Origin of the sequence: Pseudomonas alliivorans (assembly GCF_017826695.1) — a bacterium.
Lineage (GTDB): Bacteria > Pseudomonadota > Gammaproteobacteria > Pseudomonadales > Pseudomonadaceae > Aquipseudomonas > Aquipseudomonas alliivorans.
The window spans coordinates 364,904-380,471 of record NZ_JAFFZW010000001.1 but is presented as its reverse complement, the minus strand read 5'-3'; the positions used below and the strand labels follow the sequence as shown (position 1 = coordinate 380,471).

Below are 15,568 nucleotides of genomic sequence, written 5' to 3'. Positions count from 1 at the left end.
GTGTCAAGGCGCACTGATCATGCCGCTCAACTAACGCTGCGCCGATACGGAAAGACATCAATCACCTTGCCACTGCGAATCGCGGCCTGCAGACCTTGCCAGTATTCGACGTCGTACAGCTCGCCATGAAGGCTTTCAAAGAGGCGACGCAGAGTGATGTCAGCAAACAGGAACGGTGCAAACTCTTCGGGAAATACGTCCATTGGCCCCACGGAATACCAAGGCTCGCAAGCCATCTCATCCTCCGGGGTGCGGGGCTTCGGGATGCGCCGGAAGTGGACGTCGGTCAGCGCGCAGATCTCATCGTAATCGTAGAACACCACCCGGCCATGACGTGTCACGCCAAAATTCTTGAGCAGCATGTCGCCGGGGAAAATATTGGCCGCCGCCAACTGCCTGATCGCCCATCCATAATCATCCAGCGCCTCACGCACCTGTGCGGGACTGGCCGTTTCAAGATAGAGGTTCAACGGCGTCATACGCCGCTCGGTCCAGCAATGCCTGACCAGCACCGTGTCCCCGGCCTCGAGTTCGATGGTGGAAGGCGCGACATGCAGCAGCTCGTCCAGGCAGTCAGGGTCGAACTTGCCCACCGGAAAACGAAAATCCGAGAACTCCTGGGTATCGGCCATGCGCCCTACCCGATCGACCTGTTTCACCAACCGGTATTTATCGATGACGGTTTGGCGATCGACGTTCTTGGACGGCGAGAAGCGATCCTTGATGACCTTGAACACCGTGTTGAAACCCGGCAGCGTGAACACGCTCATGACCATGCCGCGCACACCCGGCGCCATGATGAAACGATCATCGGTGGTCGCCAGATGCTGAATCAGCGCACGGTAAAACTCCGACTTTCCGTGCCTGTAGAAACCAATCGAGGTGTAAAGCTCGGCAATGTGCTTGCCCGGCAGAATACGCTTCAGTAACCCCACGAAGTCAGCCGGAACCGGCACATCTACCATGAAATACGAACGCGTGAACGAGAAGATGATCGACACATCAGCCTCGTCGGTGATCAGCGTATCTATCGCGATGCCACGCCCCTCGACATTCAGCAGCGGCATCACCAGAGGCCATTGCTCGTCACGGGTGAAGATCCGCCCCACCAGATACGCACCCTTGTTGCGATAAAACACCGATGAGAACAACTCGACGGTCAGCGCCGGATCCTTGCACACCCAGTCAGGCAGATTGGCATGCAGATGCGCGTCGAGTCGCGACAGATCGTTCGCCAGGTCGGCATAAGGGATGTTGAAAGGGTAATCGGCAAACACCTGCGACAACGCCCTGCCCGGATCACCTCGCGGCAGATACCGACGCGTCTGCGCCACCTGCTGTTGGTCACGCCCTGCGGGCCGCGTGCTGTGAATGAACATGCAACGGTCGCTGATCAGGTCATGCCGAAACAAGCCACAGAAGATCGAGTTGAACCAGGTTTCCGACAGTTCATCGTCGGGCCGGGAATCGATCAGGTCGATGTAGGCGCCCTTGATGCCAGGCCAGCGATCGACATCCAGTAACTGCCCGACCTGAACGTCGCGCTGCAGGCGCAGAATGAGTTCACTGACTTTCTGTTCGTAGAGATTGATGCGGGCGGCGGCAGCGACCTGAGCCTGCGGCCAGAGCGCCTGTTCGAAACGGGCCTGAGCGCCGTCGGTGATGGAGCGGAAGTGCGCCCGGTAGTCATCGAACCCTTCGAGGACAAGACGCGCGATGTCGATATGGATCTGAGGCTGCGACATGGATTGGACTCCACATGAGCATCAATCTGTAACCCGTACCGACATCTGACTGAACAGGCGTTTTCTCAACCGAACAACCAGTAGCCCAGCAACGTCAGAACCAGCACTGCCAACACAGGGCGCAGCACACGGTAGGCCTTGGGGTTGCTGCGCTTGAACTGCTTGACCTTGCCACTGAAGCCATCGCTGAAACGCTTGCTGAATGCATAAGCCTGATTGATACCACCGACGCGCTCATCGTCCAGATTCTGGGGTGCGGTCGCACGGCCCAGGAACGCGCTGACGCTGCGGTTGAGTCGGGTCATCAGGCGATTGGTCAGCGGACGCTCGACGTCACAGAACAGAATGACACGGGTCTGGGTGGTTTCGTTCTTGACCCAGTGCACGTAAGTCTCGTCGAACATGACGTCTTCGCCATCGCGCCACGAGTATTCCTTGCCATCGACGAAAATCCGGCAATCGTCGGAGTTGGGCGTGGAAAGGCCCAGATGATAGCGAAGAGAACCGGCAAACGGATCGCGGTGCGGATTAAGGTGGCTGTCGCCCGGCAACAGCGCAAACATCGCGCCCTTGACGTTGGGAATGCTGTTGACCAGCGCAACGGTCTTCGGACACAGCGCTTCGGCCGAAGGCAGGGCCTTGTCGTACCATTTCAGGTAAAAGCGCTTCCAGCCTTTTTTGAAGAACGAACCGAAGCCGGCATCGTTGTTCTTCTCGGCAGCACGGATATAGCCTTCGTCGAACAGGTGCATCGCTTCGTCGCGAATGGTTTCCCAGTTGTCCTTGAGCACATCCAGCTCGGGAAACTTGCTGCGGTCCAGGTACGGCTTGGACGGCACGCGGGAAAACAGATACATCAGCGCGTTATAGGGCGCGAACAGCGCCGAATGATTCACGAACTGACGCAGCAACGGCAACCGGGCCTGCCCGCGCAGATGCACGTACAGCGTGCTGCCCAGAAAAAGCATCAGGATCAATGCCTTGGCAGCAAATGAAAGGGTCATGAAACTCTCCTTGGAGCGGGCAGACAACGCTGAACGTAACGCCGACAGTCGGTCAATGCGAAGGACCAGAAACGCCAGACGATCAGTGAAGATCGCCCGGCGCTGGAATGGTGGCCATCATAAACCCTTGGACCGCTCGCATGAAGTACGCACTGCCCAAGATGTGTTACTGCGACAGCTCCTGATCAGTGAACAAGTCGCTGAACAGCATGCTCGACAGGTAGCGTTCTCCGGAATCCGGCAGGATCACGACGATGGTCTTGCCCTGCATTTCCGGTTTCTCTGCCAGCCGTACGGCCGCTGCCATCGCCGCGCCACAGGAAATACCGCACAGGATGCCTTCTTCCTGCATCAGTCGACGTGCCATGGCCTTGGACTCCTCATCCGTCACCCGTTCAACCCGGTCGACCAGTGACAGGTCGAGGTTTTTCGGGATGAAACCAGCACCTATGCCCTGAATCTTGTGCGGACTGGGCTTGATCTCTTCACCGGCCATGGCCTGGGTGATGATCGGCGAGCCGTCCGGTTCGACAGCCACCGACAGAATCGGCTTGCCTTCGGTGTGTTTGATATAGCGCGACACGCCGGTGATCGTACCGCCGGTACCAACGCCCGCAACCAGCACGTCGATTGCGCCGTCGGTGTCATTCCAGATTTCAGGGCCGGTGGTCTTTTCATGAATGGCCGGGTTGGCCGGGTTCTCGAACTGAGCGGGCATGAAATACTGCTCAGGGTTGCCCGCCAGCAATTCTTCGGCCTTGGCGATGGCGCCTTTCATGCCCTTGGCAGGCTCGGTCAGGACCAATTCGGCACCCAGCGCCTTGAGCACCTTGCGACGCTCTATGCTCATGGACGCCGGCATCGTCAGCATCAGTTTATAGCCACGCGCGGCAGCGACGAACGCCAGGCCGATCCCCGTGTTGCCCGACGTGGGTTCGACGATGGTCATGCCGGGCTTGAGTTTGCCGCGGCTTTCGGCGTCCCAGATCATGTTGGCGCCGATCCGGCACTTTACCGAGTAGCCCGGATTACGCCCTTCAATCTTGGCCAGAATCGTGACACCACGTGGTGCGATACGGTTGATCTGCACCAACGGCGTGTTGCCGATGGAATGGGCGTTATCAGCGTAAATACGGCTCATGAAGATGTCCTTATGCACATCGGTTAAATAAATAAAGCCTATGCCGCCAGCGGTTGGGCGTCCAGTATCACCGAACCGATGCTGCCGAACGCAGTCAACCCTTCACTGCAACCGGAGACTCGTGTCATGAAACGTCGCTACAGTTGGCCGCTATGGACGCTGGCCGCTCTGGTCATCCTGCTGATCGGAATCAACATTGCCCTGCCCTTTCTGGTGCGTGACTACCTGAATGACAAACTCGCCGACATGGGTGATTACCGCGGTCAGGTCACTGACGTGGACCTGGCCCTGTGGCGCGGCGCGTATCGGATCAAGGGGCTGAATATCGTCAAGGTCGACGGCAAAGTACCCGTGCCGTTCGTTAAAGCACCGATCATCGAGCTGGCGGTCAGCTGGCATTCACTCTGGTACGACCACGCCGTTGTCGCCGAGGTTTTATTTATCGACCCGGAAATCAACTTCGTCGATGGCGGCAACAATAAGCAGGCTTCCCAGACCGGTCAGGGCACGGACTGGCGTACCCAGTTGAACAAGCTTCTGCCTGTGACACTCAACGAAGTGCGCATCGGCAACGGACATATCACCTTCAACAACTTCAACTCGACGCCCAAGGTGAAAATCGAGGCGGATCGGGTCAATGCCAGCTTCTACAACCTGACCAATGTGGTGGACGTCGAAGGCAATCGCGATGCCAGCTTCGAAGGCAAGGCGCGCCTGCTGGGAAGTGCCAACATGGAAAGTACAGCCCGCTTCGACCCGTTCAACAACTTTCAGGATTTCGACTTTCGCCTCAGAGCGACCGGTATTCAGTTGAAAAAGCTCAACGACTTCTCATCGGCCTATGGCAAGTTCGACTTCAATGCGGGCAACGGCGACATCGTGATCGAGGCTCAGGCAGACAAAGGCCAATTGAGCGGCTACATCAAACCGCTGCTGCGCAACGTCGAAATCTTCAACTGGCATCAGGACGTCGAAGACAAGGACAAGGGCGTGTTTCGCTCGATCTGGGAAGCACTGGTCGGCACCAGCGAAACCGTGCTGAAAAACCAGCGCCAGAACCAGTTCGCCACGCGTGTGGACTTGAGCGGCAGCGTCAACCAGCAAAACATCAGCGGCTTTCAGGCGTTCTTGCAGATTCTGCGTAACGCCTTCGTACAGGCGTTCAATGCGCGCTATGAGAGCAACAAGGATTCCTGACCCCTGGATCATCCCGGTCAAACCGTGACGCCCCATTCAAGAACTGAATGGGGCGTCTGCGTTCACAGGGGTCCGGTACGCACGTTATAGTCGAGGCATTATTTGCCACTATTACAGCGTGCGGGCTCTGCGTCGCGCATGTCCTGCAAGAGGATTCATTGATGAAGTTTGAAGGCACCCCGGCATACGTCGCCACCGACGATCTGAAGCTTGCGGTCAACGCGGCGATCACTCTGGAGCGTCCGCTGCTGGTCAAGGGTGAGCCCGGCACCGGCAAGACCATGCTCGCCGAGCAACTGGCCGAGTCATTCGGTGCGCGGTTGATCACCTGGCACATCAAGTCGACCACCAAGGCGCATCAGGGGCTTTACGAATACGACGCCGTCAGCCGCCTGCGTGACTCGCAACTGGGCGTGGACAAGGTCCACGATGTGCGCAACTACCTGAAGAAAGGCAAGCTCTGGGAAGCCTTCGAATCCGAAGAACGCGTGATCCTGCTGATCGACGAAATCGACAAGGCCGACATCGAATTCCCCAACGACCTGTTGCAGGAACTCGACAAGATGGAGTTCTACGTTTACGAGATCGATGAAACCATCAAGGCGAAACAGCGCCCGATCATCATCATTACCTCCAACAACGAAAAAGAGCTGCCGGACGCCTTTCTGCGTCGCTGCTTCTTCCATTACATCGCCTTCCCGGACCGCGCGACGCTGCAACGCATCGTCGACGTGCACTACCCGGATATCAAGAAAGACCTGGTGAGCGAAGCGCTGGACGTATTCTTCGACGTGCGCAAGGTACCGGGCCTGAAGAAGAAGCCCTCGACCTCCGAACTGGTGGACTGGCTCAAGCTGCTGATGGCCGACAACATCGGAGAAGCCGTGCTGCGCGAACGCGATCCGACCAAGGCCATTCCGCCGCTGGCCGGTGCGCTGGTCAAGAACGAACAGGACGTGCAATTGCTTGAGCGACTGGCGTTCATGAGCCGTCGCGGCAATCGCTGAGTCTTTTCATTCACCCTGCCATGAAAAAGGGCGACAGCCATGCTGCTCAACCTGTTCAACGAAATGCGTGCAGCCAGGGTGCCGGTGTCCCTGCGCGAGTTGCTGGACCTGATCAATGCGCTGAAACAGCGGGTCATCTTTGCCGACATTGACGAATTCTACTTTCTGGCGCGCACGATTCTGGTCAAGGATGAGCGTCATTTCGACAAGTTCGACCGGGCGTTCGGTGCCTACTTCAATGGCCTGGAAAAGCTCGATGATCACTTGCAGGCGCTGATCCCCGAAGACTGGCTGCGCAAGGAATTCGAGCGTTCTCTGAGCGAAGAAGAACGGGCGCAGATCCAGTCCCTGGGCGGCCTCGACAAGCTGATCGAAGAATTCAGGAAACGTCTGGAAGAACAGAAAGAACGCCATGCCGGTGGCAACAAATGGATCGGCACCGGCGGTACCAGCCCGTTCGGCTCGGGCGGTTACAACCCCGAAGGTATAAGGGTTGGCGACGCAGGCGAACGCAAGGGCAAGGCAGTAAAGGTCTGGGATCAGCGCGAGTACAAGAACCTGGACGATCAGGTGGAACTGGGCACGCGCAATATCAAGGTTGCCTTGCGCCGCTTGCGCAAGTTTGCTCGTCAGGGCGCAGCGGACGAACTGGACATCGACGGCACTATCGACCACACCGCCCGCGATGCCGGCCTGCTGAACATCCAGATGCGCCCCGAGCGACGCAACACCATCAAGTTGCTGCTGCTGTTCGACATCGGCGGCTCGATGGACGCACACGTCAAGGTCTGCGAAGAGCTGTTCTCGGCCTGCAAGACCGAGTTCAAGCACATGGAGTATTTCTACTTCCACAATTTCGTGTACGAATCGGTGTGGAAGAACAACCTGCGCCGCGGTTCGGAGCGAACCTCGACTCAGGACCTGCTGCACAAATACGGCGCTGACTACAAAGTGATCTTCATTGGCGATGCCTCCATGGCACCTTACGAGATCACCCAGCCCGGCGGCAGTGTCGAGCACTGGAACGAAGAAGCAGGCTATGTGTGGATGCGGCGCTTCATGGCCAAATTCAAGAAGATTGTCTGGATCAACCCTTACCCGAAAGACACCTGGGGCTATACCGCCTCGACGCATATCGTCCGCGACCTGATGGAAGACCACATGTATCCGCTGACACTACGCGGCCTGGAAGAAAGCATGCGCTACCTGGCCAAATAAGCGGATGCCGCTGTAGACAAAGCCAGTCATCGACTGGCTTTTTTCGACCCGACCAACAGCATTTTCCTTTTGTAACTCCGAACTACGCTCAGGTTTCTGACAATCATTCAGACGGTCATGTGCTGACTGAGTAAGTTTTTCTGCCGTTACTCCATCGTTTTGCCTGAGCAACCGTCGCGACTTCGCGGGTTACTTATGATTGAAACGCTTGGGATCATGCAGCCTTATTTTTTCCCCTACATTGGTTACTTCCAACTTATTGCCGCGGTGGAGCGCGGACTGGTTTTCGATATCGTCAAATATAAACGCAAGAGCTGGATGAACCGCAACCGGGTACTGGACGGCTATGGCGGCTGGCAATACATCAAGGTTCCGGTCAGCGCCAGAGACGGCACGCTGATCAAGGACGCCACGATCATCGATTACAGTGCCGCCCACACACGCATCAAGAACCAGCTGGAGCATTACCGCTGCAAGGCACCGTACTTCCGATACGTGATGCAGTTGATCGACTTTACCTTCGACACGCCGGACACAACACACATCAGCGATTTGAATACGCGTTCATTGAAGGTGGTGTGTGATTATCTCGGCCTGCCGTTCAACTGGAAAACCTGCTCGGAGATGAAGTTCGACTTGCCTGTCATTCAACATGCCGGGCAATGGGCATTGGAAATCAGTACGTTGATGGAAGCCCGTCAATATATAAATGCCACCGGCGGCCGCGATATATTTGTCGCCCGCGAATGGCAGGAGCGCGGTATCGAACTTCGCTTCCTGGAGCCCTCCTCATTCCGTTATGACACCGCCCAGCCTTTCAACTTCATCGAGAATCTTTCGATACTGGACGTCCTGATGTGGAACGCCCCTGAAACAGTGCTGACCTATATACGCAATGAAACAAGGGCCGTCGTATGAGCGACCCACCAGCATCATTCATGAAGTGGTTTCATCTGCCTTACGGTTTGGCACGGATTGTCCAGCCCAGGGGTCGCAAAGGCTGCGCGGATACGCTGGTCGCCGACGTCGCAGCTCAGTAACAAGCTGCCCGCGGGCGTTCTCCCGAGTGAAGGCTCGACTGACGCCTAGCGCCAGTCTCTTTCCAACTGCGGCTTGCGACGCCCGCCGTTCACGACCCAGCCGAGCAACAACACAAGGCTTTCGATCACCAGCGCCAGCAGCAGTGCGCTGATGATGCCCCAGGCGATGACCTCAGGAGCCAGCAGGACTTGCCAGGTGTAACCGTTGAGCGTTTCGCGCCGGATATCAGGGTCGGAAGACGTGGCGACGTAGAAAGCCCGCGAATACCACGGCCCCTGCAGCCCCAGCCACTGACGCTCCAGCACATGGGTGCGGGTCAGCAGGGTCTCGATATTATCGGCATCGCTACGAAACACAGGGTCTTCACTGCTGCGATAGTGTTGAATCAGCGCCTGGATATCGCCCTTGAAGAACTGCGCAGCGGTGTTGTTGTAGCCTTTGATCGCTTGCTGGGCTTCGATCAGATGCGCCTCGACACGCTTGCTGTAGTCACTGATAAAGCCTGGCACCTGAACGCCAAACAGCAGACCTGCCGTGAACAGGACCAATCGCAGATAACTTCGCAGCATGGACATCCCTCTTGCGTTGAATTCCGTATGACCGAGGCTTATGGCGTGACCGATTCGGTCGAGCCCTTGCAGACACATTCGCCCTTGCGCCACAGACTCCACTGTCCCGGCTCGTAGGCGTTCCAGTTTTCATTCGCGGTCAACGGCTCGGTGGCAATGACTGTGACCACATCGTGGGGCGTGGTTTCCGCCTGAAAATCGACAATCACGTCAACGTCCTTCAAACGGGCCGGACCGAATGGCGCGCGACGGGTGATCTGAACCAGTTTGGTACTGCAGAAGCAGAACAGCCAGTCGCCGTCACTCAGCAGACAGTTGAACACACCTTTGCTGCGGTATTCGGTGCAGGCCTGGATGAGCGTCGGCAGCAGTTGTTCGACTTCTACCGGCTCGGGAAACGCTTCACGCACGCGGTTGAGCAGGTCACAGAATGCCGCTTCGCTGTCCGTATCACCAACAGGTCGATAGAACGTGACGCCCGGGCTGAATTCGGCCAGTTGGCCGTTGTGGGCGAAACACCAGTTGCGGCCCCACAGTTCGCGCACGAAAGGATGCGTGTTGGACAGGCAGACCTTGCCGACGTTGGCCTGACGAATGTGGCCGATCACGACTTCGCTTTTGATGGGGTAACGCTGGACCAATTGCGCGACTTCCGACTCGCTGCTGGCGGCCGGGTCCTGAAACAGGCGCAGGCCGCGTCCTTCGTAGAAGGCGATGCCCCAACCGTCGCGGTGCGGGCCGGTCTTGCCGCCACGCTGCATCAGCCCGGTAAAGCTGAAAACGATGTCGGTAGGGACATTGGCGCTCATGCCCAGTAATTCACACATGCTCAGATTCTCGCTTCAGGACGTTTTGCAGCGGTCATGCGCCGCATGCTGCAGCGCAGGCCAGCGAAGCGGGACGCTACAGGCGCGGCTCGACCCGTGCGCCGCGTGCCGTAGTGGCCGGAGACGGCGCAGCGTGCTTGCGAGCATAGCGTTCGTCGCCGGCAAACGGATCGTCTTCAGCGTCTGTTTCGACGGGTTCGGCGACCGGCTGCGGTTGACGGGCCTTGCGGCTTCTCTCGATCGGCCAGCGGATCAGCACGAACAGCAGGTACGCACCGAAGGCGAACATGCCGTACATCGCCAGGTCCGAAACGGCAGTCCAGACATTGCTGCCGACCTTGAACATCAGGTCCAGCGCAGTAATGGCAACTGCCGGAGCGTAGGCGTCCTTGACGGGGTCAACCAGCGTCGGTGTGAACAGCAACACGGCGGCGATGACACGCAGCGGCTCCTTGAGGTAGCGCCACATCCAGCCGGTCATCAGAAACCACACCAACAGGCAACCCAGCGCGGCAAAGGCGTAGAGGCTCCAGGCGATCAGATAGTCGTTCTCGGTCATGTCGTCCGTTGGCAAGGCAGGTAAAGAGGCGCTTATGATAACGGCTTTTCACTGGCCCGGCTTGCCTGGGTTGTTTAATCGGCGCAGCGTGTCTTCATAATTCATCTGATTGCCACTTTAAAGAGAGCCCCGCATGTCCTTTTCGAATGCAACCTCACGCGCCCCGATCGCTCGCAAGGCTGAAGGCTCGGATCCCTACGCCTGGCTGCAGAACCGCGACACCGATGAGGTGCTCGACTATCTGAAAGCTGAAAACCAGTACCAGGAAGAACAGCTGGCGGACCAGAGCGCGCTGCGTGAAACGCTGTTTCAGGAAATCAAAAGCCGGATTCTGGAAACCGACCTGTCACTGCCCTCGCCCTGGGGTCCGTATCTGTATTACACGCGCACCACAGCGGGCGACGAGTACGCACGCCATTACCGTTGCCCGCGTCCGGCGGATGACTCGAACACAGTCGATGAAAGCCGGGAAGAACTGCTGCTTGATCCCAACGTGCTGGCCGATGGCGGATTCTTTTCACTCGGTGCGTTCAGCATCAGCCCCGATCATCAGCGCCTGGCCTACAGCCTGGATACCAGTGGCGATGAGGTTTATCAGCTCTACGTCAAGGAACTGCGCACCGGACACGTCAGCAGCCTGCCGTTCGAGGATTGCGATGGCAGCATGACCTGGGCCAACGACAGCCAGACGCTGTTCTTCGGTGAACTGGACGACACCCATCGTCCACACAAGCTGTATCGCCACAAACTCGGTAACGAGACCGCCGACCTGGTATTCAGCGAGCCGGACGGCCGCTTCTTTCTGCACTGCTTCCGTACCAGTTCCGAACGCCAACTGGTGTTGCTGCTCAACAGCAAGACCACCAGCGAAGCCTGGGTGCTGGACGCCGAGCATCCCAAGCAGACTTTTATCTGCCTGGCGCCGCGCGTCGAAGGTCATGAATACTTTCCTGATCATGGGCTGCTTGATGGCGTCTGGAGCTGGTTCATTCGCAGCAACCAGAGCGGCATCAATTTCGCCCTGTACCACGCACCCGAAAAAGCGACCGGCGTTCCAACCCGCGATGACTGGCAGACGCTTATCCCGCACAGCGACTCGGTGATGCTCGAAGGTGTCGGCCTCAACGCCAAGGGTCTCAGCCTGAGTTTGCGCGAAGGTGGCCTGCCGATCATTGAGATCCGTCCTCAGGACCTGCCCGCCTATCGCGTGCAACTGCCAGACGCAGCGTACAGCCTTTATGTGCAGGACTCGCTGGAGTTCGACAGCCCACGAATTCGCCTGCGTTATCAGTCGCTGAACCGCCCGCCTCAGGTCCGTCAGCTGGAATTGGCAACCGGTGAACAGGTTGTGCTCAAGGAAACGCCCGTACTGGGGACCTTCGATGCCGACGCCTATGTCAGCCAGCGCCTTTGGGCGACTGCCGCTGATGGAACCCGGGTGCCCATCAGTCTGGTGGTCAAACGCGAACTGGCCGGTCAGGCGACGCCGCTTTATCTGTATGGCTACGGTGCCTATGGCGAAAGTCTGGACCCGTGGTTTTCCCATGCACGTCTGAGCCTGCTGGACCGGGGCGTGGCGTTCGCCATCGCGCATGTGCGGGGCGGCGGCGAGTTGGGCGAAACCTGGTACCGCAACGGCAAGCAGGAACACAAACAGAACACTTTTGGTGACTTCATTGCCTGCGCCGAGCACCTGATTGCCCAAGGGTTGACGCACTCCGGGCAACTGGTGATCAGTGGCGGCAGCGCTGGCGGCCTGTTGATGGGCGCCGTGCTCAATCAGCGTCCGGACCTGTTCAAGGCGGCGATTGCGGAGGTGCCGTTCGTGGACGTGCTCAATACCATGCTCGATCCCGAGCTGCCGCTGACCGTCACCGAATATGACGAATGGGGCAATCCGCAAGAGCCTGAGGTCTACGAGCGCATCAAGGCCTACGCACCTTATGAGAATGTCCGCGCCCAGGCGTACCCGTCCATGCTGGTGATCGCCGGCTACAACGACAGCCGCGTACAGTATTGGGAAGCTGCCAAGTGGGTCGCGAAATTGCGTGCCACGAAGACCGATGACAACCTCTTGCTGCTCAAGACTGAACTGGGTGCCGGGCACGGCGGTATGAGCGGCCGCTACCAAGGCCTGCGTGATGTTGCACTGGAATACGGGTTCATCTTCAAGGTATTGCAGACCGGCGAATGAACTTGGCACCCAACACCTGTCTTACTAGCACCGGGGGCACGGATATGCCCCCTTCTCTGTCGCCTGATTACAAGACCGAACCATGTCAGAACAACTGTCCAACCTGAACAATGCCATTCGCGACATGCTGCTGGACTGCGGCCTGTTCGACACCCTGCTGCCGAGCGATTTCCTTGCCGTGGCGGGCTACTTCAGCATCACCGACATCGAAAAGGGTGAAGTGGTGTTTGCCGAAGGCGATGCCGGAACGTTCATGTGCATCATCCATCAGGGCACGGTGTCCGTGCAGAAGCTCAACAGTGAAGGCCAGCAGGTCGAAATCGCCACGCTGCGCCGCGGCCGGGCATTCGGCGAGATGGCGGTGCTGGACGGCGAACGCCGTTCGGCCAGTTGCATCGCAGCGACAAGCTGCCAATTGCTGAACCTGGGTCGCGACTCGCTGGACAAGATGCTCGATGAAGCACCGAAGGTTGCTGCCAAGATCATCCGCGCCCTGGCCATCTCGCTGTCACGACGCCTGCGCATGGTCGACGGCCAATTGCTCTCGCAACAGGTGTGAGTTTGCTCGTCCGGCGCTAAACTTGCCGATATTCCGCTTTCAATGCGCACACGAACAGGTGACACAATGAGCACGGCCAACCCGCCTTCCCACACTGCCAAGCTGGACCGTATTCTGGCCGACGCCCAGCGCGACCGCGAAATGGGCTACCGCGACAAGGCCCTGCGCATGTACCCGCACGTCTGCGGTCGCTGCGCCCGGGAGTTCGCCGGCAAGCGCCTGAGCGAACTGACCGTTCACCACCGCGACCACAACCACGATAACAACCCGCAGGACGGCTCCAACTGGGAACTGCTCTGCCTGTACTGCCACGATAACGAACACTCACGTTATACCGACCAGCAGTACTTCTCCGACAGTTCCCTCAGCTCACCGAAAGCCTCCAAGGCAACGCACAACCCGTTTGCTGCGCTGGCAGGGCTGATGAAGAAGGACGAATGACGGGAAAGCCTGCACCTGTTGCTCACCGCGTAGCATCTGCATGATCAGACACATCGGGGGCGCAGAGCGTCCCGTGATGGACGCTCACGCGGAGCGATGGGCACGATCCTGCCGACGACGCCTCGTGGTAGCGCCGCTCCGGACGCACCGCGTGCTCAGTTGACGTGGCGCAACCTGACTGTCATGTCATCCCCTTGCCTTCCGCCTTACGGCATCTTTCTGCCAAATCCGCAGGCTGTCCGGCCTGCGACGAACCGACCGAACGGATACGCCATCATGCTTCCCGGAACATCAAGACGAACCTTTGTGAAAGGACTGACAGCAGGGGGTCTGCTGAGCGGGCTGGGGCTTTGGCGCAGCCCGGTCTGGGCAGCGCCGCGCCCAGGTGAATCACTGGAACTGTCAGGCACGGAATTCGATCTGTTCATCGGCGAAACGCCGGTCAACCTTACTGGCAGCCCGCGCACGGCCATGACGGTCAACGGCGGCCTCCCCGGCCCTCTGCTGCGCTGGCGCGAAGGCGACACCGTCACGCTGCGCGTTAAGAACCGGCTCAAGGACATCACGTCCATTCACTGGCACGGCATCATCCTGCCCGCCAACATGGACGGCGTTCCGGGCCTGAGCTTCGACGGCATCGCCCCGGACGGCATGTACGTCTATCGCTTCAAGGTCAGACAGAACGGCACCTACTGGTACCACAGTCACTCCGGCTTTCAGGAGCAGTCCGGGGTTTACGGGCCGCTGATCATCGACGCCAGAGAGCCTGAACCCTTCAGCTACGAGCGCGAGCACGTCGTCATGCTCACTGACTGGACGGACGAAGACCCGACCCGGCTGATGAAAAAGCTCAAGAAGCAGTCCGATTACTACAACCAGAACAAACGCACCGTGGGCGATTTCATCAAAGACGTCAGCGACAAGGGCTGGAGCAAGACCGTTGCCGACCGAGCCATGTGGGCGCAGATGCAGATGGATCCGACCGATCTGGCGGACGTCAGCGGCGCCACTTACACCTACCTGATGAACGGCCAGGCACCGGACATGAACTGGACCGGCCTTTTCAAACCCGGCGAGCGAATCCGTCTGCGTTTCATCAATGGCTCATCCATGACCTACTTCGATGTGCGCATTCCCGGCCTGAAGATGACCGTCGTCGCCAGCGACGGCCTGCATGTCAAACCGGTGAGCGTCGACGAGTTTCGCATCGCCGTGGCCGAAACCTTCGACGTGATCGTCGAGCCTGCCGACGGCGCCTACACGGTGTTCGCCCAATCGATGGACCGCACCGGTTATGCGCGGGGCACACTCGCCAGCAGGCCCGGCATGAAAGCAGATGTGCCGTCCCTCGACCCGCGCCCGTTGCTGAGCATGGACGATATCGGCATGGCCGGCATGGATCATGGCGCAATGAGCCACGGCAGCACGAATCAAGACAGCATGCAGGGCATGGACCACAGTCAGATGGGCCACGATATGCAAGGCATGGATCACACCACCATGTCCGTGAACACGTCGCAGTCGCAGTCGCACCCTGACAGCGAAACCGATAACCCGCTGGTCGATATGCAGGCCATGAGCACCTCATCCAGACTCGACGATCCGGGTATCGGCCTGAGAAACAACGGACGCAGAGTACTGACTTACGCCGACCTGCACAGCACGTTCGACGACCTGGACGGCCGCGAGCCGAGCCGTACGATCGAGTTGCACCTCACCGGTCACATGGAAAAATTCGCCTGGTCGTTCGACGGCATAAAGTTCTCCGACGCCGAACCCTTGAAGCTCAAATATGGCGAACGAGTTCGTGTGGTGCTGGTCAACGACACGATGATGACGCACCCGATCCACTTGCATGGCATGTGGAGCGATCTGGAAGACGAGAATGGCCGGTTCAAGGTGCGCAAACACACCATTGACATGCCACCGGGCTCAAAACGCAGCTATCGCGTGACTGCCGATGCCCTCGGGCGCTGGGCATATCACTGCCATATGCTTTATCACATGGAAATGGGCATGTTTCGCGAAGTGCGGGTAGAAGAATGAAAACTCACGTGTTGACCCCG

The 15,568-nt window shown here is 58.5% G+C and carries 14 protein-coding genes; 8 read left to right on the top strand and 6 right to left on the bottom strand.

All coding sequences use genetic code 11. From position 1 onward, the window contains the following. Positions 1-26: 26 nt before the first annotated feature. The 3 genes from aceK to cysK all read right to left on the bottom strand — a co-directional run bounded on the left by aceK (position 27) and on the right by cysK (position 3,890). Entirely contained in the window at positions 27-1,745 is a 1,719-nt protein-coding gene (gene aceK / locus JTJ32_RS01795) for a bifunctional isocitrate dehydrogenase kinase/phosphatase (RefSeq protein WP_210040540.1), read from the bottom strand. Positions 1,746-1,810: 65 nt separating this feature from the next. Next, the gene (locus tag JTJ32_RS01790) at positions 1,811-2,749 is read right to left on the bottom strand and encodes an aspartyl/asparaginyl beta-hydroxylase domain-containing protein (protein WP_099229883.1); all 939 of its coding nucleotides are present in this window, start codon (positions 2,747-2,749) and stop codon (positions 1,811-1,813) included. 166 nt (positions 2,750-2,915) lie between these two features. After that, positions 2,916-3,890 carry a cysteine synthase A gene (gene cysK / locus JTJ32_RS01785; RefSeq protein ID WP_210040538.1) on the bottom strand — a complete coding sequence of 325 codons (975 nt, stop codon included), beginning with the start codon at positions 3,888-3,890 and terminating at the stop codon, positions 2,916-2,918. Positions 3,891-4,016: 126 nt separating this feature from the next. Here cysK and JTJ32_RS01780 point away from each other — a divergent pair, with 126 nt between their 5' ends. From JTJ32_RS01780 to JTJ32_RS01765, 4 genes are all read left to right on the top strand, one after another. Further along, positions 4,017-5,087 carry an AsmA family protein gene (locus JTJ32_RS01780; protein WP_184319101.1) on the top strand — a complete coding sequence of 357 codons (1,071 nt, stop codon included), beginning with the start codon at positions 4,017-4,019 and terminating at the stop codon, positions 5,085-5,087. Positions 5,088-5,248: 161 nt separating this feature from the next. Continuing rightward, complete coding sequence (locus JTJ32_RS01775; RefSeq protein WP_099229877.1) at positions 5,249-6,094, top strand: AAA family ATPase; 846 nt, start codon at positions 5,249-5,251, stop codon at positions 6,092-6,094. A gap of 39 nt (positions 6,095-6,133) precedes the next feature. Beyond that, a complete protein-coding gene (locus JTJ32_RS01770) occupies positions 6,134-7,312 on the top strand; it encodes a vWA domain-containing protein (protein ID WP_210040536.1) in 1,179 nt (392 codons plus the stop codon). 195 nt (positions 7,313-7,507) lie between these two features. Next, positions 7,508-8,230 carry a WbqC family protein gene (locus tag JTJ32_RS01765; RefSeq protein ID WP_210040534.1) on the top strand — a complete coding sequence of 241 codons (723 nt, stop codon included), beginning with the start codon at positions 7,508-7,510 and terminating at the stop codon, positions 8,228-8,230. 167 nt (positions 8,231-8,397) lie between these two features. Here the strand turns inward: JTJ32_RS01765 and JTJ32_RS01760 are convergent, their stop codons facing one another. From JTJ32_RS01760 to JTJ32_RS01750, 3 genes are all read right to left on the bottom strand, one after another. Beyond that, positions 8,398-8,922, bottom strand: a complete 525-nt coding sequence (locus tag JTJ32_RS01760) for a DUF2937 family protein (protein ID WP_099229871.1) — start codon at positions 8,920-8,922, stop codon at positions 8,398-8,400. A 38-nt stretch (positions 8,923-8,960) separates the two neighbouring features. Next, positions 8,961-9,749 (bottom strand): class II glutamine amidotransferase, encoded by a 789-nt coding sequence (locus JTJ32_RS01755; RefSeq protein WP_184319096.1) that lies wholly within the window; start codon positions 9,747-9,749, stop codon positions 8,961-8,963. 76 nt (positions 9,750-9,825) lie between these two features. Next, a complete protein-coding gene (locus JTJ32_RS01750; RefSeq protein ID WP_099229867.1) occupies positions 9,826-10,308 on the bottom strand; it encodes an MFS transporter in 483 nt (160 codons plus the stop codon). Between the two features lie 133 nt (positions 10,309-10,441). On the opposite strand from JTJ32_RS01750, the gene JTJ32_RS01745 reads away from it, so the two are divergent. The 4 genes from JTJ32_RS01745 to JTJ32_RS01730 all read left to right on the top strand — a co-directional run bounded on the left by JTJ32_RS01745 (position 10,442) and on the right by JTJ32_RS01730 (position 15,548). After that, positions 10,442-12,502 (top strand): S9 family peptidase, encoded by a 2,061-nt coding sequence (locus JTJ32_RS01745; RefSeq protein ID WP_210040532.1) that lies wholly within the window; start codon positions 10,442-10,444, stop codon positions 12,500-12,502. Between the two features lie 82 nt (positions 12,503-12,584). Beyond that, positions 12,585-13,061 (top strand): cyclic nucleotide-binding domain-containing protein, encoded by a 477-nt coding sequence (locus JTJ32_RS01740; RefSeq protein WP_099229863.1) that lies wholly within the window; start codon positions 12,585-12,587, stop codon positions 13,059-13,061. Between the two features lie 66 nt (positions 13,062-13,127). Beyond that, positions 13,128-13,502 carry a YajD family HNH nuclease gene (locus JTJ32_RS01735; protein WP_099229861.1) on the top strand — a complete coding sequence of 125 codons (375 nt, stop codon included), beginning with the start codon at positions 13,128-13,130 and terminating at the stop codon, positions 13,500-13,502. Positions 13,503-13,778: 276 nt separating this feature from the next. Beyond that, positions 13,779-15,548 (top strand): copper resistance system multicopper oxidase, encoded by a 1,770-nt coding sequence (locus JTJ32_RS01730; protein WP_210040530.1) that lies wholly within the window; start codon positions 13,779-13,781, stop codon positions 15,546-15,548. Positions 15,549-15,568 lie beyond the last annotated feature (20 nt).

Bases quoted from the DNA above. Each gene is read 5' to 3' on its own strand.
- JTJ32_RS01790 (WP_099229883.1), bottom strand. From the start codon at position 2,749: ATGACCCTTTCATTTGCTGCCAAGGCATTGATCCTGATGCTTTTTCTG.
- JTJ32_RS01730 (WP_210040530.1), top strand. From the start codon at position 13,779: ATGCTTCCCGGAACATCAAGACGAACCTTTGTGAAAGGACTGACAGCA.
- JTJ32_RS01735 (WP_099229861.1), top strand. From the start codon at position 13,128: ATGAGCACGGCCAACCCGCCTTCCCACACTGCCAAGCTGGACCGTATT.
- JTJ32_RS01760 (WP_099229871.1), bottom strand. From the start codon at position 8,922: ATGCTGCGAAGTTATCTGCGATTGGTCCTGTTCACGGCAGGTCTGCTG.
- JTJ32_RS01770 (WP_210040536.1), top strand. From the start codon at position 6,134: ATGCTGCTCAACCTGTTCAACGAAATGCGTGCAGCCAGGGTGCCGGTG.
- JTJ32_RS01740 (WP_099229863.1), top strand. From the start codon at position 12,585: ATGTCAGAACAACTGTCCAACCTGAACAATGCCATTCGCGACATGCTG.
- aceK (WP_210040540.1), bottom strand. From the start codon at position 1,745: ATGTCGCAGCCTCAGATCCATATCGACATCGCGCGTCTTGTCCTCGAA.
- JTJ32_RS01755 (WP_184319096.1), bottom strand. From the start codon at position 9,749: ATGTGTGAATTACTGGGCATGAGCGCCAATGTCCCTACCGACATCGTT.
- JTJ32_RS01765 (WP_210040534.1), top strand. From the start codon at position 7,508: ATGATTGAAACGCTTGGGATCATGCAGCCTTATTTTTTCCCCTACATT.
- JTJ32_RS01780 (WP_184319101.1), top strand. From the start codon at position 4,017: ATGAAACGTCGCTACAGTTGGCCGCTATGGACGCTGGCCGCTCTGGTC.
- JTJ32_RS01750 (WP_099229867.1), bottom strand. From the start codon at position 10,308: ATGACCGAGAACGACTATCTGATCGCCTGGAGCCTCTACGCCTTTGCC.
- JTJ32_RS01775 (WP_099229877.1), top strand. From the start codon at position 5,249: ATGAAGTTTGAAGGCACCCCGGCATACGTCGCCACCGACGATCTGAAG.
- cysK (WP_210040538.1), bottom strand. From the start codon at position 3,890: ATGAGCCGTATTTACGCTGATAACGCCCATTCCATCGGCAACACGCCG.
- JTJ32_RS01745 (WP_210040532.1), top strand. From the start codon at position 10,442: ATGTCCTTTTCGAATGCAACCTCACGCGCCCCGATCGCTCGCAAGGCT.